Origin of the sequence: Salisaeta longa DSM 21114, assembly GCF_000419585.1 — a bacterium.
Classification (GTDB): Bacteria; Bacteroidota; Rhodothermia; order Rhodothermales; family Salinibacteraceae; genus Salisaeta; species Salisaeta longa.
Genome location: NZ_ATTH01000001.1, coordinates 2,118,724 through 2,138,687, shown reverse-complemented (window position 1 = coordinate 2,138,687; position 19,964 = coordinate 2,118,724). Strand labels below are relative to the sequence as shown.

At 63.0% G+C, this 19,964-nt stretch carries 13 protein-coding genes; 12 read left to right on the top strand and 1 reads right to left on the bottom strand.

From position 1 onward, the window contains the following. The first annotated feature begins 46 nt into the window (after positions 1–46). The 3 genes from SALLO_RS18915 (at position 47) to SALLO_RS0108860 (ending at position 5,595) form a co-directional block, all read left to right on the top strand. Positions 47–427, top strand: coding sequence for a PID-CTERM protein-sorting domain-containing protein (locus SALLO_RS18915; RefSeq protein WP_407689956.1), 381 nt, complete (start codon positions 47–49; stop codon positions 425–427). Positions 428–471: 44 nt separating this feature from the next. Continuing rightward, on the top strand, positions 472–4,020 hold the full coding sequence (locus tag SALLO_RS18180) for a T9SS type A sorting domain-containing protein (protein ID WP_084696227.1): 3,549 nt from the start codon (positions 472–474) through the stop codon (positions 4,018–4,020). 1,275 nt (positions 4,021–5,295) lie between these two features. Beyond that, positions 5,296–5,595, top strand: coding sequence for a DUF427 domain-containing protein (locus SALLO_RS0108860; RefSeq protein WP_022835952.1), 300 nt, complete (start codon positions 5,296–5,298; stop codon positions 5,593–5,595). Here the strand turns inward: SALLO_RS0108860 and SALLO_RS0108855 are convergent. Further along, positions 5,592–6,032 (bottom strand): hypothetical protein, encoded by a 441-nt coding sequence (locus SALLO_RS0108855; protein WP_022835951.1) that lies wholly within the window; start codon positions 6,030–6,032, stop codon positions 5,592–5,594. The two genes, SALLO_RS0108860 and SALLO_RS0108855, sit on opposite strands and share 4 nt — an antisense overlap. Before the next feature lie 1,487 nt (positions 6,033–7,519). On the opposite strand from SALLO_RS0108855, the gene SALLO_RS0108840 reads away from it, so the two are divergent. From SALLO_RS0108840 to SALLO_RS0108800, 9 genes are all read left to right on the top strand, one after another. Continuing rightward, positions 7,520–8,674 carry a hypothetical protein gene (locus SALLO_RS0108840; protein WP_028567069.1) on the top strand — a complete coding sequence of 385 codons (1,155 nt, stop codon included), beginning with the start codon at positions 7,520–7,522 and terminating at the stop codon, positions 8,672–8,674. A gap of 9 nt (positions 8,675–8,683) precedes the next feature. Next, complete coding sequence (locus tag SALLO_RS0108835; protein ID WP_022835948.1) at positions 8,684–9,679, top strand: AAA family ATPase; 996 nt, start codon at positions 8,684–8,686, stop codon at positions 9,677–9,679. Positions 9,680–9,728: 49 nt separating this feature from the next. Further along, the gene (gene hprK, locus SALLO_RS0108830) at positions 9,729–10,742 is read left to right on the top strand and encodes an HPr(Ser) kinase/phosphatase (RefSeq protein WP_022835947.1); all 1,014 of its coding nucleotides are present in this window, start codon (positions 9,729–9,731) and stop codon (positions 10,740–10,742) included. Between the two features lie 314 nt (positions 10,743–11,056). After that, on the top strand, positions 11,057–12,097 hold the full coding sequence (locus tag SALLO_RS16255) for a peptidoglycan DD-metalloendopeptidase family protein (protein WP_022835946.1): 1,041 nt from the start codon (positions 11,057–11,059) through the stop codon (positions 12,095–12,097). Between the two features lie 20 nt (positions 12,098–12,117). Then, a complete protein-coding gene (locus SALLO_RS16250) occupies positions 12,118–14,682 on the top strand; it encodes a BamA/TamA family outer membrane protein (RefSeq protein ID WP_022835945.1) in 2,565 nt (854 codons plus the stop codon). 58 nt (positions 14,683–14,740) lie between these two features. Continuing rightward, positions 14,741–15,322, top strand: a complete 582-nt coding sequence (locus SALLO_RS16245) for a Crp/Fnr family transcriptional regulator (RefSeq protein ID WP_022835944.1) — start codon at positions 14,741–14,743, stop codon at positions 15,320–15,322. A gap of 168 nt (positions 15,323–15,490) precedes the next feature. Further along, positions 15,491–16,936, top strand: coding sequence for a glycine--tRNA ligase (locus tag SALLO_RS0108810; protein WP_022835943.1), 1,446 nt, complete (start codon positions 15,491–15,493; stop codon positions 16,934–16,936). A gap of 127 nt (positions 16,937–17,063) precedes the next feature. Further along, a complete protein-coding gene (locus SALLO_RS0108805; RefSeq protein WP_022835942.1) occupies positions 17,064–18,509 on the top strand; it encodes a cryptochrome/photolyase family protein in 1,446 nt (481 codons plus the stop codon). A 15-nt stretch (positions 18,510–18,524) separates the two neighbouring features. Beyond that, a complete protein-coding gene (locus SALLO_RS0108800; RefSeq protein ID WP_022835941.1) occupies positions 18,525–19,934 on the top strand; it encodes a TIGR01777 family oxidoreductase in 1,410 nt (469 codons plus the stop codon). The last annotated feature ends 30 nt before the right edge of the window (positions 19,935–19,964 follow it).

The following is a 19,964-nucleotide window of genomic DNA, read 5'->3' as shown; positions in this document are numbered from 1 at the left end:
CATTGCGCTGTGATATTGTACACCATTCCACGACATAACAGAATCTATGTGCTCAGCTACGTACCGATCGACTGGATGGCCCGCGCACCTGTGTGCACTGGTGTTGGCCGTATGGCTCCTCGGCCCTTCGCATGCACACGCGCAGGCGACCCACGCGCCGGGGCCGGCGGCACAAGAGATTCCAGAGTGGGCGCAGCCGCAACGCCCGACCCTAGGCGCAACGCCTGATCAGCGAGCGGGCGCCGCGGGGAGCCACTTGGGTGGGCCTATTGGTGGTGGGGCCACGCCTAATGCGCCTACGCTGCCGGGTGGCGGGGGCGGTCCTAGCCAGGTGCCCGTGGACGGCGGAATTGCGTGGTTGGCTGCGGCTGGTGCAGCATATGCCGCGCGGCGTTTGCGTAATACTGAAGGCGAGACCTCGTTGTAAAGACCATATCGTGCCCAATTGTACATAGACGAATTCCGGGACCTATGAAAAACGCTACTACAATGAGATACATAAGCGATTCATTTCTAGGCAAGGCGGCCTTGTTTTTCGTGCTGCTCTTGACCTTTGGCATATCGCCATTGGCTGCTCAAGACTATACGAGCAATGCTGGAGACTCTGCATGCGATGGAACCTTTGGAGATGCAGATTGCTGGGATGTTACTGGGCCTGAGGTGACAGCCGATGGCATTCCTAACGACCCTGGTGAATCTGTTAAGATAAAAGAGGGAGATGGGTTGCAAATACTGAATTCATCTTTTAGCATTGACGATCTTACAATAGAAAATACAGATAGTGACCCCACCAATGACTTAATTGGAGTTTATCAAGACAGTTTGGTGGTCAATGGCGATCTCACGCTCGGTGGTACCATTGATATGTTTGATAGCTTCGATGGTGGTGGCAATTTAAGGGTAACCAGAAATTTAACAATAAGTGGAGATCTAAAGGTAAAATCTAAAACGTTAACCGTCCAATCTTCTATTGCTATAAATTCTGGAGGATCACTGGAGTCAGGCAACACTGGCGTTATAAAGATTGGTGCGAACTTTACGAATAATGGAAGTTTTACTTCTGCCGATGGTACAGTAAAGTTTATAGGAAATTCTCTGGGGAGTGCTCAATCTCTAGATGGAGACTTTACGGCGAACAATCCTTTCTATAACGTAATTATAGGTAATGACGGGTCTACAGGTGATGAGAAAGATCCTGCTGAGGTTGACCCTGACGACACCCTCACGATTACCAATAATAGCTCAATTATTATTGAAGGAAATCTAACAGTCCTTCCTGACGGTCAATACGGGAGTGGGACTACAGAGGGCTCCGATGTTACCTTTACTGGTAACTCTTTTGAAGTGAAAACCACTAATTCATTTTTCGCAAATAAGGTTAAGTTTAACCCTTCCAGTACAAATATTACCGTTAAGGGGGTTGTGTTTTCGAACGTTGATGTCATTGATGGTACAGTTCTGCTTGAAGATACGTTTGAGATAAATGGAGATCTGCTTGTTGGGTCGACTGGAACACTCGATATCAGCGGGGGCATTCTGACCCTCAATGGTGATGCCCAGTTTGATGGTACGCTAGATCCCCTCAATAGTAGTGGTGCTGCAACAGGGGGAATTACATTTAGCAGTGGCGCAACACAAAGTGTCGGTGGAGCTACAGGTTCTGATCTTAACCTCGGAAACCTTACCGTGACTGATGATGCTGGAGGAAATGCAACAACAGTAAATTTCCCTCAGGTATCTTCTGCATTGTTGGTAAACAACTTAACCATCAACGGGGGATCAACACTTGATCTTGGGCGCCGTCTAGAGGTGACAGGCGACTTTACAAATGATGGGGGAACGTTTACTTTTAAGAGCAATACCGACGAGACCATCTTGTTCAACGGTGGAGGTACACAAACCATAAGTTCTACCACAGGCTTTAACGTCGAGAGTATAGAGATCAATAATCAGCGGGACCAGGGGCTTACCCCCCCGGACGTGACAGTAGAAGCTGGCTCTGACTTGGATGTCACGCGCGAGTTGATATTGTCTCGTGGGCGTCTACAGACGAACAGTGCACTAACTCTCCTGTCGGGGGCACGGGTTATCTATAACTCTACAGATGGCAGTGACGGCGATACGCTGTTGGACAACATCTCTATTACGGACGATGCCCTTCGAATGAATCGCGCGCTGCGTGGGGCGGAGAGTTGGATTTTTGTGACGCCGCTTTTGGGTGACACGTACGAGGGCGTTTTTGAAGAACAGAAGGCCGGCTACAACGATCTCTGGGTGCAAGGCCCAGCAAACTCTGATGTCCCATCGGCCTCGTTTTCGAATTCAAGCCTGTTTTACTACGATGAGACGACTGGTGGCTCGCAAGACAATGGCTGGACGGTCTTTGGGGATATGGCGTCAACGGCTGACCCCTCCAAAGGAACGTTGATTTACACGTTCGCTGATGACAACAACGATGGCACCAATGACGGCTTCCCCAAGGTGCTAGATGCCACAGGCACGCCCAGCTTCGAGTCAAGCACAACCATCAATGGTACGTTTACGAACACCAGTGCTGCAGATACCGAGGACGGGTGGAATCTGTTTGCCAATCCGTATGCTAACATCATTGATTGGGACGCGCTGACCACGACAAATCTTGATGGAGTTATCTATGTGTATGACGCAGCCGACGGTGCGTATGCGACCTACAATGGAGGACCCGACAATGATGGAACAGCCGAGACCTTCGACGACGAGGGGCTCATTGCTCCCTTCCAGAGCTTCTTTGTGAAGGCAAATGGAACGGGGCCAGGGTTAACGATCGACATCGCTACGGATCAATTTCCTTCGGTTGATTCGACCTTGGGTGATACCTTTCTGCCCAAGTCGAGGGAAGCAAAGCGGTACCGTCTGGTTCGGCTTGAGATGACAATGGACGGCCTAGAGGCGAGTACGCGGGCGAGCTTTCAACCTACTGGTCAGAAGGGATGGGATCGCTTGGATGCTTATCAGCTGGAGCCTCCTGCCAACGCACAGGAGGGGCTCATGCAGCTGCACAGCGTGCTCGACAACGGAACCGCCCTGGCGATCAACAATCTGCCCTACGACCTACAAGACGGGGTTGATATTCCCGTTGCACCGACACTGCGCGGATGTGATGGAAATCAGCCATATAGCGGCACCGCACGCATCGCGTGGGACGGACGCCTCGACATTCCTGACACGTGGGGCGTATTTTTGAAGGACACGAAGACGGGCGAAACGATTGATCTCCGCGCCCAGCCTGAATATGAGTTTACGCTCACGTCGTCCACTCCGTCCAGCGTATGTAGTCCATCATCGGTGATTGTCGACGGGGCCGGGCCTACAGTTGCCACACCACCGCCCACGCCCACTGTTGTCAAGCACCCGGTGGCGAAAGACGGCTCTGGCCCGAAAACGCGTTTCGTCCTCACCATTGACCCCACCGCCGGCCCGCTCCCCGTGGAGCTCAGCAGCTTCACGGCCGAAGCAGACGGTCAGGAGGCGGTGCTGTCGTGGCAGACGGCTAGCGAGACGAACAACGCCGGCTTTGCCGTGCAGCGCAAGACGCCGAGCGGCACCTTCGAGCAGGTGGCCTTCGTGGAAGGCGCCGGCACGACCACAGCGCCGCAGACCTACCGCTTCCGCACCGAGGCGCTCACCGCCGGCACGCACACCTTCCGCCTCCGGCAGGTGGACACCGACGGCACGGCGTCGTTCTCCGACCCGGTGACGGTACAGATTGGGCTGCGCGGGGCGTTTACGCTCACGGCCTACCCGAACCCGGTGCGCCGGCAGGCCACCGTGGAGTTTGCGGTGAAGCAGAAGGGCGAGGTGACCTTGACGCTCTACAACACGCTGGGGCAGAAGGTGCGCACGGTGTACCGCGGCACGCCGCCCGCGGAGCAGACGCAGCGTGTGCAGGTGGAAACCGGCGGGCTGGCCAGCGGGCTGTACCTGCTGCGGATGACGGGCAACGGCGTGGCCACCACGCAGCGCCTGACGGTGGTGCAGTAGCTCCCCGTGCAGTAGCCGCAGCCGCGGCAGCGCCCCAGCGCCGCCACGTGTATTCTCATCGCATCGAAGCACCGATCCCCCGGCGGGCCCGAGTGGCCGGTCGGGGGATTGCGTTGTTGTGTGTGGCAATCTCCGCAACCGAGCGTTTTTACCCGTACATGGAGATCGCCACGTCATTCGCTTGCGCTCATTCCTCGCGATGACAAGGAGAGGATTGCTTTTTCGTACGTTGAGCGTGCAGTAGGGCAACCCGGGCCTGAACGATCATCTGAACCATCAACGCATCGTTCTTGCCATCAACCAATGTTGTCATTGCGAGCGAACGCAGTGAGCGCGGGGGCCTTTAGGTCATGCCTGTGGTGAGGCCTTTAGGTCATCCTGGAGGGGCAATCTCCGCAATGGGGCGACTCCTTTCGTACATGGAGATCGCATCATAGATATGACCTTCGGCCTCCGCGTCGCTCGCATACGCTCACTCCTCGCGATGACACATTAATTTTTGCTGTTTTGGCGTGTTGGGCGTGCGGTTGCTCATTTGGGTGTGATTGATCTTCTGAACCATTAACGCCGCGTCTTTCAATTCCACTTCCCTTGTCATTGCGAGCGACCAACGGGAGCGTGGGGGCTGCTAGGTCATCCTGGAGAGGCAATCTCCGCAACCGAGCGTTTCTGCTCGCACATGGAGATCGCCACGTCCTTCACTTCGTTCATTCCTCGCGATGACAAGGAGAGGATTGCTTTTTCGTACGTTGAGCGTGCAGTAGAGCAACCCGGGCCCGAACGATCATCTGAACCATCAACGCATCGTTCTTGCCATCAACCAATGTTGTCATTGCGAGCGAACGCAGTGAGCGCGGGGGCCTTTAGGTCATGCCTGTGGTGAGGCCTTTAGGTCATCCTGGAGGGGCAATCTCCGCAACCGAGCGTTCTTGCTCGTACATGGAGATTGCACCAGTGGCATGACCTTCGGCCCCATCGTAGATATGACCTTCGGCCCCCGCGTCATTCGCATACGCTCATTCCTCGCAATGACAAGCTGGGGGGTGTAGTTGTCGATGTGTTGGGCGTGCAGTTGCGCAAACTGGCCTGAACGACCATCTGAACCATTAACGAATCCTTTCTGCACTTCCCCACTGTTGTCATTGCGAGGAGCCGAAGGCGCGGGCCGCGCGTCCGTCGAACGAAGTTGTAAAACCCCAGCGCACACGCTAGCGATCGGCGGGTGCAGGCCGTACACTACTCATCCGATGCCCCGTCAATAAGCTCCCGAACGCCATGTACGCCATCTGGAACGACACCGTCATTGCGGAGAGCGACGCCACGGTCGCGGTGGAAGGCAACGCCTACTTCCCGCCCGACGCCGTCCGCGAGACCTGCCTTGCGCCCAGCGACCACCGCACCACGTGCCCGTGGAAGGGCGAAGCGCACTACTACGATGTGGTGGTCGACGGCGCGCGCAATGAAAACGCGGCGTGGTACTACCCCGAGCCCAAAGCGGCCGCCGCAGAAATCAAAGACCACGTCGCCTTCTGGAACGGCGTTGAAGTGAAGGAGGGCACCCCGGACGCCGCTTAGTATGTTTTGTCCACCGCCGCGGCCACCTTGTTCATGCCCTGAAAGACGCCCATGTTGGCCATGATACGCAGCTTCGGACCGTCGATGTGGTAGTCGGGGTCGGTGAGGGCCTGCATGGCGCCCATCTCGCCGGAGTCCATTTTCACCCAGGTGTCGTACGACGCCGAGGCCCGAGCCATCGCGGTACCGGAATCGAAGGGGTCGTTGCGCATCTCGTCAGAGGGCGCGTCGTCAATCCATACGTCGACGTCTACGATGCGGCCGTCGTCGAAGGTGTACGCGGCCTCCACGTCGGTGCCGTAGGGCGTGCCAAAGCACCGCAGGATGATGGTGTCGGAGAACGAGCCGGCGGTGCGCTGGAAGGCATCGTCGGTGTTGATCGCTTCCACGAAGCGCTCGATGAAGGCGGGCGACCAGTAGCGGGGCGTGTCGGCCATGGGCAGAGGGGGCGGATGCGTGAACGATGGATGATAACATACGCACCGATGGCAGCGGGCGGCCGTTCCCTGTCACGAATTTTTTGGTGCTGTGGCGACGATGCGGCTCGCTACCTCTATACAGGGAGATCGCCACGTTGCTCACGTTCGTTCGCGCCTCGCGATGACAAGATGGGGTTTGCTGTTTTGGCATGTTGGGCGTGCAGTAGGGCACCCCGACCCGAACAGCCATCTGAACCATCGACGTATCGCTCCCTCATTTCACCCTGTTGTCATTGCGAGGAGCCGAAGGCGAGGGCCGTGAGGTCATGCATGTGGTGCGTGGCAATCTCCGCAGGGGAGCAAAAACCTGCCGTCTAATGCAAATGGATGGGGCATCCTGGAGAGGCAATCTCCGCAACAAAGCGTTTCTGCCCGTACAGGGAGATCGCCGCGTCCTTCACTTCGTTCAGTCCTCGCGATGACAAGATGGGGGTTGCTGTTTTGGCATGTTGGGCGTGCAGTAGGGCACCCCGACCCGAACAGCCATCTGAACCATTAACGAATCGTTTCTGCATTTTACCCCTCTTGTCATTGCGAGGAGCCGAAGGCGACGTGGCAATCTCCGCAACCGAGCGTTCTTGCTCGTACATGGAGATCGCACCAGTGGCATGACCTTCGGCCCCATCGTAGATATGACCTTCGGCCCACGCGTCATTCGCATACGCTCATTCCTCGCAATGACAAGCTGGGGTTTGTAGTTGTCGATGTGTTGGGCGTGCAGTTGCGCAAACTGGTCTGAACGACCACCTGAACCATTGACGCGTGACTCTTCATCCTACCATTCGTGTCATTACGAGGAGGCGAAGGCGAGGGCCGTGAGGTCATGCCTGTGGTGCGTGGCAATCTCCGCAACCGAGCGTTCTTGCTCGTACATGGAGATCGCACCAGTGGCATGACCTTCGGCCCCATCGTAGATATGACCTTCGGCCCCCGCGTCGCTCGCATGCGCTCACTCCTCGCGATGACAAGGAGTGTACTGCTTTTTTGTGCGTTGGGCGTGCAGTTGGTCGAATTCATCGGAACAGCCATCTGAACCATTCACGTATCGTTTCTGCATTGTACCCCTCTTGTCATTGCGAGGAGCGGAGCGACGTGGCAATCTCCGCAATGAGGCATTTACCTCTGTACATGGAGATCGCACCAGTGGCATGACCTTCGGCCCCATCGTAGATATGACCTTCGGCCCCCACGTCCCTCACGCTGTTCGGTCCTCGTGATGACAAGGAGGGGATTGCTTCGTTGTGCGTGGAGCGTGCAGATGGGCGAACAAACCCGAACGACCATCTGAATCATCAACGTAGCGTTCCTGCATCTGCGCCGGCCCGTTGGTGAACGTGTCGTTACGGCGGGTGGTGGCGCGGGGCGTGCGTGTTGCAAGTGGCCCGCGCGCATCCTACCCTGTCTAGTCCGCATCCGTTTGTTTCGTGCAGCCCACCCCCGCGACTGTGTGTCCCCCTTCGGGCAATCCCGATACGGCCTCCGAGGCGTTGCCGCCCACTCTCGACGCGCGGGCCGCGGCCGATCCCACGACGACGCAAGACCGTGCGCACGCGCTGTGGACCGACGCCTTCGGCGCGTGGCCCGCGGCGGGGCGTACGGGCACGGCACCGGGCGCGCTGGGCATCCAGGCCACCCACGCCCACTACACCGACGGGTTCGCCCTGCTCCTGCCCATGCACCAGCACCTGAGCGTAGCCGTGGCGCCGGCAGACGGTGACACCGAGGTCGCATTTGCAAACGACACCGCACCGCACGCCTCGGGGGACCCGCGCTGGCACCGGCTCACCCGCGCCCTCGCCGCCCGCTACACCGATCAGCCGCACCGCATCGCCGTGGCCAGTGCGGTGCCGGGGTGCTGCCCCGATGCCTACTGGGCGGCGCTGGCCATGGCGTTGCATGAGGCGCTCGCCGACGCGCCGCTGACGCCCGACGGGCTGGCGGCCGCTGCAGACTGCATTGCCGAAGCGACCGCGCGTCCGTACAGCACCGCGCCGCTGTGGGCGGCGCACGCCGCGGCCCGCCCGTTTACCCTCGTAGACACGGCCACCAACGAGTACCTCCCGGTGCCCACGCCGCTGCGCGACCGCATGATGTGGGTGCTGGTGGATCTGCACACGGGCCCGCCCCTTGCCGCGTCGGCCGAGCGCGCCCGTCAGGAGACGGCGCAGCGTGCCCTCCAGCGGATCCGTGACGGGGGCTTTCCGCAAGTGCGTACCTACCGCGACATCGACTACCGGGCCCTCGACGAGGTGCTCAACTGCGTGACGGAAGCGCAGCGTCCGCTCGTCCAATATCTGGTGACCGAAAACCATCGCGTGCAGAAACAGGTGGCCGCCCTGCGCCGCGACGACGGACAAATGGTGGGGGCGCTCCTGCTCATGCAGCACGCCAGTCGGCGCGACCGGTGGCAGGCCGCACCCCCCGCGGCCAATGCGCTGGTGGCCGCCGTGGAAGACCTCACGCTGGATGGCATCTACGGCGCAAGCCTCATCGACCGCGGCGGCGCGGTGCTCCTGGTGGGGCGGCAGCACGCCTTTGCCGAGCTGCGCTCGCGCCTCGGCCGCGCCCTCTCCGGTCCGTTTCGTATCTTTTACCCGTAGGCCCACGCCATGTCCACCCCCAACCGTGCCGACATCAACGCCCGCATCGCCCACGATACGGCGTTCCTCGACGATCTGCTGGAGGAGGTGCAGCGCGTGGTGGTGGGGCAGGAAACGATGATCGAGCGGCTGCTCATCGGATTGCTCACCGGCGGCCACGTGCTGTTGGAGGGGGTGCCGGGCCTGGCCAAAACACTTACCGTGCGCGCGCTTGCCGGAAGCATTGGCACGTCGTTTCAGCGGATCCAGTTTACCCCCGACCTGCTGCCGGCCGACCTGTTGGGCACGCTGGTGTACAACCAGCAGAAGGGCGCGTTTTCGATCAAGAAAGGACCCATCTTTGCAAACATCATCCTGGCCGATGAGATCAACCGCTCGCCCGCTAAGGTGCAGAGCGCGCTCTTGCAGAGCATGCAGGAGCGTGAGGTGACGATCGGCGAGCGCACGTTTGCCCTGGAGGAGCCGTTTTTGGTACTGGCTACGCAAAATCCCATCGAGCAGGAGGGCACCTACCCGCTGCCCGAGGCGCAGGTGGACCGCTTCATGCTGAAGGTGCACGTGCCGTATCCCACGCGGACCGACGAGCTGGAGATCATGCGGCGCATGGCGCAGACGCAGCCCGCGCCCACCGTACAGCCCGTCGCGACGCCCGCGCAAGTCCTGAACGCCCGGGCCGTGCTCGACGCGCTCTACATGGATGCGCGGGTAGAGGCGTACATCGTAGACCTGGTGATGACGACGCGCGCCCCGGCCGCCGAGGGGCTCGACGATCTGGCCTCTCTCATCGCATACGGCGCCTCGCCCCGTGCCAGCATCAACCTGAACCTGGCCGCCCGCGCGCATGCCCTGTTGCGGCGGCGCGCCTACGTTACCCCCGAAGACGTGCGGGCCCTGGCGGCCAACGTGTTGCAGCACCGCCTCGTGCGCACATACGAAGCCGAGGCCGAAGGCATCGAGCCCGCCGCGTTGGTGCAGCGCGTGCTCGACGCGGTGGAGGTGCCGTAGCCCGCACCGCATCCGCTCGCCAGCCGCTCACGCCCGTCCACGCCCCGTTATGTCCGACGCGTCCAACTTCCAAAAATCGTCCATCACGGTCGCCTTCATGGCCGACCAGTTGCGGGAGGCGGTGGGGGTGCCGCTCGACAAGCACAACGCCGTCGATGACAGCGCGCGCCCCGTGACGGAGAGCAACCTGCACCGCCCGGGCCTGGCGCTTGCCGGGTACGTGGAGCTGTTTACGCATCAGCGCGTGCAGGTGCTGGGCAACACCGAGCATCGCTACCTGCGGCACCTAGGGCCCGACGCACGCGCCGAGGCGTTTGGCCACCTGATGCAGTTCGACCTCCCGTGCATCATCTGCACCGACGGCAATGCGCTGCCCGCCCCGCAGCTGCAGCAGGCCACCGAGCACGGCATTCCGGTGTACGGCACGGCGTGGCCCACGGTGCGGCTCATGGAGGCCCTGCGCACGCTCCTCAACGATCAGTTTGCGCCGCAGCGCGTGGTGCACGGCTCGCTCGTTGACGTGTACGGCATCGGGCTGCTCCTGATGGGCAAGCCCGGCATCGGAAAGAGCGAGGTGGCGCTCGACCTGGTAGAGCGCGGGCACCGGCTGGTGGCCGACGACGTGGTAGTGGCCACCCGCCAGGAGGCCGGCGTGCTCATGGGCTCTGGCACCGACCTCGTGCAGCACTTTATGGAAGTGCGCGGGCTGGGGCTGGTGGACGTGCGCGCCATGTTTGGCATCCGCGCCATCCGCTTCCAAAAGCGGATCGAGGTGGTGGTCGACATGCAGCTGTGGGACGAGGACAAGGAGTACACGCGCCTCCACATGGTCGAGGACACCCACGATATTTTGGATGTGGCCCTGCCAACCGTGCAAGTGCCCATCACGCCCGGGAAAAATATTACCGTCATCTGCGAAGTAATTGCCATGAACTACCTGCTGCGCCACTACGGCTACGACGCCGCCGAGGTGTTTACCGAGCGCCTACGGGCCCGTATTCGAGGCGAAAGCCCGTCTGTGCCGCGCCGGGGCATCGAATACTTTGAAGGAGATTATGAATAAGCGATGGGCAATGGCGCACGGCGCGCTTATTGTCCATTGCAACGATGTGCGATGCGTGGACCCGCCCATGCACATGGCCCTTGGGCTGATGTAACCGATGGGGTATGTACGGCTTCTTTACTGAAAGACGGCTCGAAAGAGTTGACGTCCAGCCTTCCGCCCACTATATTGGAATGCTTTTGAATCCGCCCGCTAGGCGCTGTCGTCTGGGAGCGGCCGCGCTGCAGGGCCCCTAGAGACGAAAATGGCTTGCCTTCCTCCCCCATGTAAGCCTGCCTCGTGCAGATTACTGGATTTGACCCCCACCTATTTCCATGGACGCAGACGTTCGTTACCGCTACGATGAGGACCAGTGCGCCTTTGTTGAAGTAACGCCGAGCCGTCGCCGGTACGTGGTGTACGGCGCCATCATCTGTACCGTAGCGCTGGTGCTTGCGTGCGGGTTTGCCTGGAGCATGGACGCGCAGCTGATTGAAACGCCGGAGGAGCAAGCGCTGGCGGCCGAGAATAGGGCCTTGCGCGAAAAACTGCAGGCGGCCACGCAGCAGATGACGACGCTTACGTCGAAGCTGGAGACGTTTGCGCAGCGCGACCAAAGGTTGTATCGTACGCTGCTGCAAATGGAGCCTATTTCGGCCGATGTGCGCAAGGTGGGCGTGGGCGGGAGCGATCCGTACGCGCAGTACGACCGGTTTAGCGAGAGCACCGCAGCGCTGCTTCGCACAACCTCCCGCACGCTCGACAAGCTAGAGCGGAAGTCCAGCCTGCAGAGCGCCAGCTACCGCGAGCTCATCGACTATACGAAGCGCCACGAGAAGGCCATGCGGCAGCTGCCGGTGCTGCGCCCCACCGACGGGCCGATCGTGTCGGGCTACGGCATGCGGCATCATCCCATCCTGAAGGTGCGTACGATGCATGAAGGCCTCGACTTCGTAGTGCGCACCGGTACGCCGGTGGTGGCGCCGGGCGATGGCGTGGTGCGCCGAGCGCGCTACAGTTCGTCGTACGGGAACTACGTCGACATCTACCACCGGGCGGCCGGCTACGTCACCCGGTACGCGCACCTCTCGGAGTTTGCCGATGGCATCCGCCGCGGTGCCCGCGTAGAGCGCGGCCAGGTCATTGCCTACAGCGGCAACACGGGCCGCTCCACGGGGCCGCACCTGCACTACGAAGTGCGCACGCTGAACGGGCGAACGCTCGATCCCATCCGCTTCGTCATGCCCGACATGTCGCCGCAGAAGTATCAGGAGCTCAAGCAGCGCACCAAGGCCTACCAGCAGATGCACGACGGTCCGTCGATGGAGACGACCGGCGCGCCGCGCACCGAATCCATCAACCGGCCCACCGGATAACGCGAGCGGCGAGTCGTAGGATGATGTACCCCCTTCGTCTATTGCATCAGAAAGCGGCCGCCGGTGCCGCTTTTTTTATGTGCGTGCTGCTGATGGCGGGCGTGCGGCCCGCGGGGGCGCAGCCGGTTGGGGCGCAAGCCGGCGCAATGCCCGACAGCACGCGGCCCGTCATCCAATCGGTCGAGATACAGGGCAACACGTTCTTCGACGACGCCAAACTGAAGCAGTACGTGCGTGCTGCCCCCAACCGGCGCATCCTGGGCATCCCCGGATTTACGTGGTGGCGCTGGATGTACCAGCTGGGCGCCGCCGGCACGCTCGGCAAGCGCATCAGCCGGGCGCTGCGCGAGGGCGGGGAGCCGCCGGCGTACGTCGACCGCTCGGTGCTGCAGGACGATGTGGAGCGGTTGCGCATCTTCTATCAGAATGCGGGTTTTCGGGATGCTCGGGTGTCGGTGCAGGTGCGGCCCACCGACGAGGACGATCGCGTGCGGGTCGTCTTTCGCGTGGCGCCGGGACGGCCCACCTACATCCGCACGATCACCTACAAAGGGCTGGGCGCGCTCACGCCGGCGCAGGCGCGTACGTTGTTGGAGGAGACGCCTCTGCCCGGCACGCCCGTGCCCAAGACGCCGGCGCTCGACCTGCGGCTTCGGTCGCAGCGCTACATGCAGCTGATGCTGTTGCAGGAGCGCCGCCGCCTGCTCGATTTTCTGCGCAACCGAGGGTTTGCCGCCATCACGCGCGACTCGGTGCAGGCGATCGTCTACCGCCCGGTGCCCGACAGCTTCGACGTTTCGCTGCGGGTGCGCCCCGGGGCGCGCTACCGGTTTGGGCCGGTGCATGTGCAGGTGGAGGGGCCCGAGGCCAACGGACGCATCCGGCGCGATACGCTGCGCGCCATCGACGGGCAGGCCCTGCCGTTTCCGGTCACCATCGAGTGGCGCGGCGAGACGCATCTGCAGCCCACGGCCATCGCGCGGGCCTTGCAGTTTCGCCCCGGCGCCCTCTACCGGCAGTCGGCCGTGCAAGCCACCAAGCGTCGCCTCGAAAGCATTGGCGTGTTCTCGTTCACCAACTTCACGCCGCAGTTTGACGCCGCTGTGGCCCCCGACAGCGCGACGCTCCCGGCGTTGCCCCTGCGCATCGACGCGCGCACGCTGGCACGGCATCAGCTGCGGGCCGAAATGTTTGCCCTGCAGCGCGAAACGGTCACCGACATTGAGAACGAGCTGGGCATTGGGCTGGGCGTAACCTACGAAAACCTGAACGCCCTGGGCGCCGGTGAGGCATTTCAGGTTGGCACCTCGGCCTCTATTGGGACGAGCGTCGAGTCGATCACGCGGCTGACCTCGGCGCAGCTCGAAGTGAACAGCTCCCTCACGCTGCCCTACCTCGTGCGTCCGTTTGGGGCGCTCGACAGCCTGTTCGCCCTGCAGACGGCGCGGACGCGCATTGCGCTGGGCTTCCTGCGCGCGCGGCGCGACGAGTTTCGGCTGCGCATTCGGGCACGGGCCAACGCGCGCCTCAGCTTAGAACTTAACCACAGTGCCACGCGCCAATCGTTCATCGATGTGGTCGACCTAAGCCTGAGCAATCCGGATACGCTGCGCGGGTTTGAGCGGACGTTCCTGCGCCGCGTCATTGGAACGGGCGACAGCGTGGCGGTTCTCGATCCGGTGCAGCGCCGGCAAATCATTGAGGATTACACCCAGCCGCAGATCAATAGCGCGCTGCGGTATACGCTGCGGTCCACCACCACCGACCTGCTTCGGCGCAGCAGCGGCCACATCTACGAGGGCACGGCCGAGGTGGGCAACCTGCTGCCGATGGCACTGGATCGTTTTCTGTTTACACCGGGGCGCGTTGAGTACAGCCTGCCGGGGCGCCGCCTAGCCCCCACCGATTACCCGGCGACGCGGCTCGCGTCGCTCGACACCACCGCAGCGCGCCCCCTCTCAGGCAATCAACTGATCTACCGGCCGTACGTGCGCTTCACCGCCGATGTGCGCCGCTACCTGCCGCTGTCCAGCGAAACCGTCTTGGCGCTTAAGGGCATCGCGGGCTGGGCCCATCCCATTGCCGGACCCGACGTGGTGCCGTTCGACCGGCGCTTCTTTAGCGGCGGCGCCACGAGCGTGCGCGGGTGGCGGCTGCACGAGCTGGGGCCGGGCGGCGCCAACCTGTTTCAGTCGTCTACCGGCGGCGGCAACGCCAACGTGCTGGGTGGCGACATCAAGCTGGAGGCGAGCGTGGAGCTGCGCACCGAGGTTTTCCAAAACTTCCTGACCTCTCGCTGGCTGGGCGTGGCCTTCGTGGATGCCGGCAACGTGTGGTTTGGCCCGCGCAACCCGGGCCTTCGCACGGCGGAGGGTGGACGGGCCGAGGGGCGCTTTCAGGTGCCCTCGTTCCTTACCGAAGTGGGCGTCGGGGGCGGCATCGGGGTTCGGCTGGCGTGGGAATACCTGATCGCGCGGTTCGACCTTGCCTACCGCCTGCACGATCCGTCGCAACGCAACAACGACGTGTTTGGCCGGGGGCTGGAGCGTCCCCTCCTCCACTTTGGCATCGGCCACACGTTTTGATCCTTCGCGGCGCGCGCCCTATCCTGTAGCGTGTCCTGTTTCCCAACCGCTTGCGTTTATGCCCTCCCTTGTAGGCCGGCTGCGTCGCCTGTACCGCCGCCTCACCGCTTCGTCATCCACCAACGAGTGGCAGCCCATCATGGATGCGCTGCACGCGGTGGGGCCTTTTCACGACTGTAGCCTGCGCACGCTTCGCCATGTGGCGCAGATGGGCCACCCGCGGCGGTACCGGCGCGGCGAGGCGCTCTACTACGAGGGCGATCCGGGCCTGGGCCTCTACGTGGTGCAAGAGGGCCGGGTGCGGCTCAGCGCCGAAGATGAACCCGGCCACGTGCAGGAGCTTGCGCAGGTGGGCCCCGCTACGCTGCTGGGCGGCGCGTCCCTCGTGGGCGACTTCCGCCGGATGGAAACGGCCGAGGCCGTGACGGAGGCCGTCGTCTTTGGCTTCTTTAAGCCCGACCTGAAGGGACTGATGCGGCGCCACCCCACCGCGGCGGCCGAGTTTTTGCGCGCCCTGGCGGCCTGGGGGACGGCGCAGCATGTGGCCCTCGTCGAGCAGTTTGCCGCCCAGGAGGGCGCGGGCGCCGCGCTGCGGGTCTACATCGACGCGATGCAGCGCGCCAGCACATCCAACGAGTAGAAGCGGGGTGGCAAGTCCTTGGGGCGGTGCGCGCGGCCGGTGCGCGCAGATTCCGGGCAATCTTGCCCTATTTTCACCGGGCGCGGCGCGCGGCGCGTTGCATCGCAGGCCGCGCATGGGTACGTTTGAGGCTGTCCATCCCTCTTCTTGTCGACTTTTTGACTCCCGATGAGCGACCTCTTTGACACGATCGTTTCGCTGTGCAAGCAGCGCGGCTTCATCTTTCAGTCGTCCGAGATTTACGGCGGCCTGGGCGCTACGTACGACTACGGTCCGCTGGGGGTGGAGCTGAAGCGCAACGTGAAAGAGCGCTGGTGGGCGCACATGGTGCACGGCCACGACGACATTGTGGGCCTCGATGCGGCCATTCTCATGCACCCCAAGACGTGGGACGCTTCGGGGCATACCGAGGCCTTCAACGATCCGCTCATCGACGACAAGGCCAGCGGCAACCGCTACCGCGCCGATGAGCTCATCGAGGATTACATCCGTGGGCTGCGTACGGCGGGCGAGGCCGCACAGGCCGATGCCGTGCACGAGCGGCTGGTGGCTGCGCTGAACGCGGGCGACGACATGCCCGAGGCGCTGCACGCCATCATCATGGACGAAGAGATTCATGCGCCCGACTCCGGCGCGTTCGACTGGACGGAGGTGCGCCAGTTTAACCTCATGTTTGACACCCACATGGGGCCGCTAAAAGATGAGGGCTCGCGCCTTTTCCTGCGCCCCGAGACTGCGCAGGGCATCTTCGTCAACTTCCACAACGTGCGCGAGCCGGCGCGGCAGCACGTGCCCTTTGGCATTGCGCAAATTGGCAAAGCCTTTCGAAATGAGATCGTCGCGCGTCAGTTCGTCTTCCGGATGCGCGAGTTTGAGCAGATGGAGATGCAGTACTTTGTGAAGCCCGGCACGCAGGGCGAGGCGTTTGAGGCGTGGAAGGACAAGCGCATGGCCTGGCATCAGGCGCTGGGCATCAGTCCCGCGAAGCTGCGATTTCACGAACACGAACAGCTCTCGCACTACGCCGACGCGGCAGTCGACATCCAGTACGAGTTCCCGATGGGATGGAAGGAGCTGGAGGGCGTCCACAGCCGCACCGACTATGACCTGAAGCGCCATCAGGAGTACTCGGGCAAGAAAATGACGTACTACGATCCGTTCGAGCAGGAGCGCTACATTCCCTACGTCGTGGAAACGTCCGTGGGCCTCGACCGCACCATCCTGATGCTGCTTACCGATGCGTACTACGAGGAGGAGGTGCGCGGCGATACGCGCTCGGTGTTGCAGCTGCACCCCGAGCTAGCGCCCATCCGCGCGGCGGTCTTTCCCCTGTCCAAAAAGAAGGAACTGCCCGATATTGCGCACCGCATCACCGATGATCTGCAGGCGCACTTTAACGTGATGTATGACGAGCGGGGCTCGATGGGCAAGCGCTACCGCCGCATGGACGAGGCCGGTACGCCGTTCTGCGTGACGGTCGACTTTGACACGCTCGACGATCAGCAGGTGACGGTGCGCGACCGCGACAGCATGACGCAAGACCGCATCGCCATCGACCGCGTGGCTGCGTACATCAAGGAGAAGAGCAGCGGGTGGACGCCTTCACATGCGTAGGGCGCGCCATGGCAGGCGGCACAGCGACTTGTAACGAAGTGCTTCACTTCGGCCCTCAACGGGAAAATCCGGCGCATGCGTAGGTTGTACCCTGATGCGTACGCCGTATTCCATAACCGCCGGTTGCATGCCCGCCCCAACGCTCGTCTGGTTTCGTCACGACCTTCGCCTTGCCGATCATGCCGCCCTTCATGCGGCGGCCGACGACGGCCCGGTGGTGCCGGTGTTTGTGTGGAATCCAGACGCGGAGGGCACCGCTGCGCCGGGCGGCGCGGCCCGCTGGTGGCTGCATCATGCCCTTGCGGCGCTCGATGCCTCGCTGCGTGATCGTGGCGGCGCGCTCGTGCTGCGCCAGGGCGATGCAGCAACGGCCCTTACCGACGCGGCCCGCGCGGTGGGCGCCACGCGCGTGGTGTGGAACCGCCGCTACGCCCCGCCGCTCGCGGCGCAGGCCAACCGCGTGGCCGATGCCCTGCGCGACGAGGGACTAACCGTTGACCACCACTTCACCGGACGCCTGATGCACGATCCCGAGGGCGTCGAAACCACCAGCGGCGGGCCCTACCACGTCTACACGCCGTTCTGGAAGAAGGTGACGGGCCACGACCTGCTCGACACGCGGCCCCCGCTGGACGCCCCGGCGCTCGCCTTCCCCGACGCCCTTCCGGCTTCGGAGCCGCTTGAGGCACTGCAGCTGCTCCCCGAGGCCCGCGATGGCGTCGACTGGGCCGGCGGCCTCCGCGAGGCCTGGACGCCCGGCGAAGACGCGGCCCACGAGCGGTTGCAGGAAACGCTGGATCGCATCGTGGCCGACTACGAAACGATGCGCAACCGCCCCGACAAAGACGGCACCTCGCGCCTCTCCCCACACCTGCACCACGGCGCGCTGAGTCCGCGGCAGGTGTGGCACGCGGTGACCGCCTGGGCAGAAACGCACGACGCACGCGCGGCCGCCGAGCCGTTTCTGCAAGAGCTGGTGTGGCGCGAGTTCTCGTACCACTGGCTCTACCACTACCCCAACACGCCCACCGAAACGTACCGCGACAAGTTCAAGGATTTTGCGTGGGTCGACGATGCCGACGCGCTCACGCGTTGGCAGAACGGCCGCACCGGCTTTCCCATCGTGGATGCGGGCATGCGCCAGTTGTACGAAACCGGCTGGATGCACAACCGCGTGCGCATGATCGTGGCCTCGTTCCTTACCAAAGATCTGCTGATTCACTGGCGGCACGGCGCCCGGTGGTTTTGGGACACGCTGGTGGATGGGGACTTGGCAAGCAACACCATGGGCTGGCAATGGTCGGCCGGGAGCGGCGTCGATGCGCAGCCGTTCTTTCGCATCTTCAACCCCGTGTCGCAAAGCGAGCGCTACGATCCCAATGGCGACTACATCCGCCGCTTCGTGCCCGAGCTGTCGGATGTGCCCACCGAGCACCTGCATGCCCCGTGGGAGGCGCCGTCCGATGTGCTGACCAATGCGGGCGTAACGCTGGGCGACACGTACCCCGATCCGATGGTGGATCACAGCGTGGCCCGCGAGAACGCCCTCGACGCGTACGACGACATCCGATAATGCACCCCCTGGCCTATGCCTTCGCTTACCTTCCGATCTTCGCTCGATGCCCCGGCCGACGCGGTATTCAACTGGCACGCCCGCCCCGGCGCCTTCCAGCGGCTCACGCCCCCTTGGGCGCCCGTACGGCTGGAGTCGTTGGAGGGCATTCGCGACGGCGACCGTGCCGTAATTCGCCTGGGCCCCGGCAAGCTGAGTCTGAAGTGGGTGGCGGAGCATTTTGGATACGAGGAGGGCCGGCAGTTTTGCGATGCGCAGGTGGAGGGGCCGTTTCGGTCGTGGGAGCACACCCACCGCATGACCCCGGACGGGCCCGAGCGCTGCACGCTCATCGATCACATCGACTACGAGTTGCCGCTGGGCGACATAGGCAGCGCCCTGAATGAGCACTTTGGCGCGCCCGAGCTGAAACGGCAGTTTGCGTACCGCCACCGCATAACGGCGCGCGACCTGGCGCTGCACCGGCGCTACAACCCCGAAGGCCGCGCGCTCTCCATCGCCGTAAGCGGCACAAGCGGCCTGGTGGGCACGCAGCTCGTGGCGTTTTTGCGCAGCGGCGGGCACACGGTGCACCCGCTGGTGCGGCACGCGCCCGCCGGGCCCGGCGAGATTCTGTGGGACCCCGCGGCCGGCGCGGTGGAGGCCGAGAAGCTCAACGGCGTGGATGCGGTGATTCACCTGGCCGGCGAAAACGTATTTGCGCTGCGGTGGACCGAAGACAAAAAGCGCCGCATCTACAACAGCCGGGCACAGGGCACGCGCCTGCTCGCGGAAGCCATTGCCGGGTGCGACGATCCGCCGCGCGTGCTGCTCTCCTCCTCGGCCATCGGCTACTACGGCGATCACGGCGCCGAGCCCATCACCGAGGAGACCCCGCCCCGCGATGCAGGATTTCTGGGCGAGGTGTGCGCTGCCTGGGAGGCCGCCACGCAGCCCGCCGCCGACGCCGGCGTGCGCACAGCGCAGCTACGCACCGGCGTGGTGCTATCGCCCGCGGGTGGGGCCTTGCAACTGATGCTTCCGGCCTTTCAGATCGGCCTCGGCGGCCGCATTGGGCCGCGCGACATGTACTTCTCCTGGATCACGCTCGATGACGTCATCGGCGGGTTCTACCATGCGCTGATGCGCGAGACGGTGCACGGGCCGGTCAACCTGACGGCGCCGCAGCCCGTGCGCATGCAAACCTATGCCGAGACGCTCGCGGGCGTGCTGGGCCGTCCGGCGCTCCTGAATGTGCCCGCGTTCGCGGTGCGGGCGGCGTTTGGAGAAATGGCCGACGAGTTCTTGTTGCAAAGCGCACGTGTGCTGCCCGAAAAGCTAGAAACAACCGGCTACGACTTTGGCTACGCAGGGTTGCGGGATGCGCTCCAGCACGTCCTGGGGCGCACCTTACGGCCGCACGCGCCGGCTTCTGCGGCTGCGTAGCGCCGCGCGCGCCGATCGCATGACATGAAC

Bases quoted from the DNA above. Each gene is read 5' to 3' on its own strand.
- SALLO_RS18915 (WP_407689956.1), top strand. From the start codon at position 47: ATGTGCTCAGCTACGTACCGATCGACTGGATGGCCCGCGCACCTGTGT.
- SALLO_RS18180 (WP_084696227.1), top strand. From the start codon at position 472: ATGAAAAACGCTACTACAATGAGATACATAAGCGATTCATTTCTAGGC.
- SALLO_RS0108860 (WP_022835952.1), top strand. From the start codon at position 5,296: ATGTACGCCATCTGGAACGACACCGTCATTGCGGAGAGCGACGCCACG.
- SALLO_RS0108855 (WP_022835951.1), bottom strand. From the start codon at position 6,032: ATGGCCGACACGCCCCGCTACTGGTCGCCCGCCTTCATCGAGCGCTTC.
- SALLO_RS0108835 (WP_022835948.1), top strand. From the start codon at position 8,684: ATGTCCACCCCCAACCGTGCCGACATCAACGCCCGCATCGCCCACGAT.
- hprK (WP_022835947.1), top strand. From the start codon at position 9,729: ATGTCCGACGCGTCCAACTTCCAAAAATCGTCCATCACGGTCGCCTTC.
- SALLO_RS16255 (WP_022835946.1), top strand. From the start codon at position 11,057: ATGGACGCAGACGTTCGTTACCGCTACGATGAGGACCAGTGCGCCTTT.
- SALLO_RS16250 (WP_022835945.1), top strand. From the start codon at position 12,118: ATGATGTACCCCCTTCGTCTATTGCATCAGAAAGCGGCCGCCGGTGCC.
- SALLO_RS16245 (WP_022835944.1), top strand. From the start codon at position 14,741: ATGCCCTCCCTTGTAGGCCGGCTGCGTCGCCTGTACCGCCGCCTCACC.
- SALLO_RS0108810 (WP_022835943.1), top strand. From the start codon at position 15,491: ATGAGCGACCTCTTTGACACGATCGTTTCGCTGTGCAAGCAGCGCGGC.
- SALLO_RS0108805 (WP_022835942.1), top strand. From the start codon at position 17,064: ATGCCCGCCCCAACGCTCGTCTGGTTTCGTCACGACCTTCGCCTTGCC.
- SALLO_RS0108800 (WP_022835941.1), top strand. From the start codon at position 18,525: ATGCCTTCGCTTACCTTCCGATCTTCGCTCGATGCCCCGGCCGACGCG.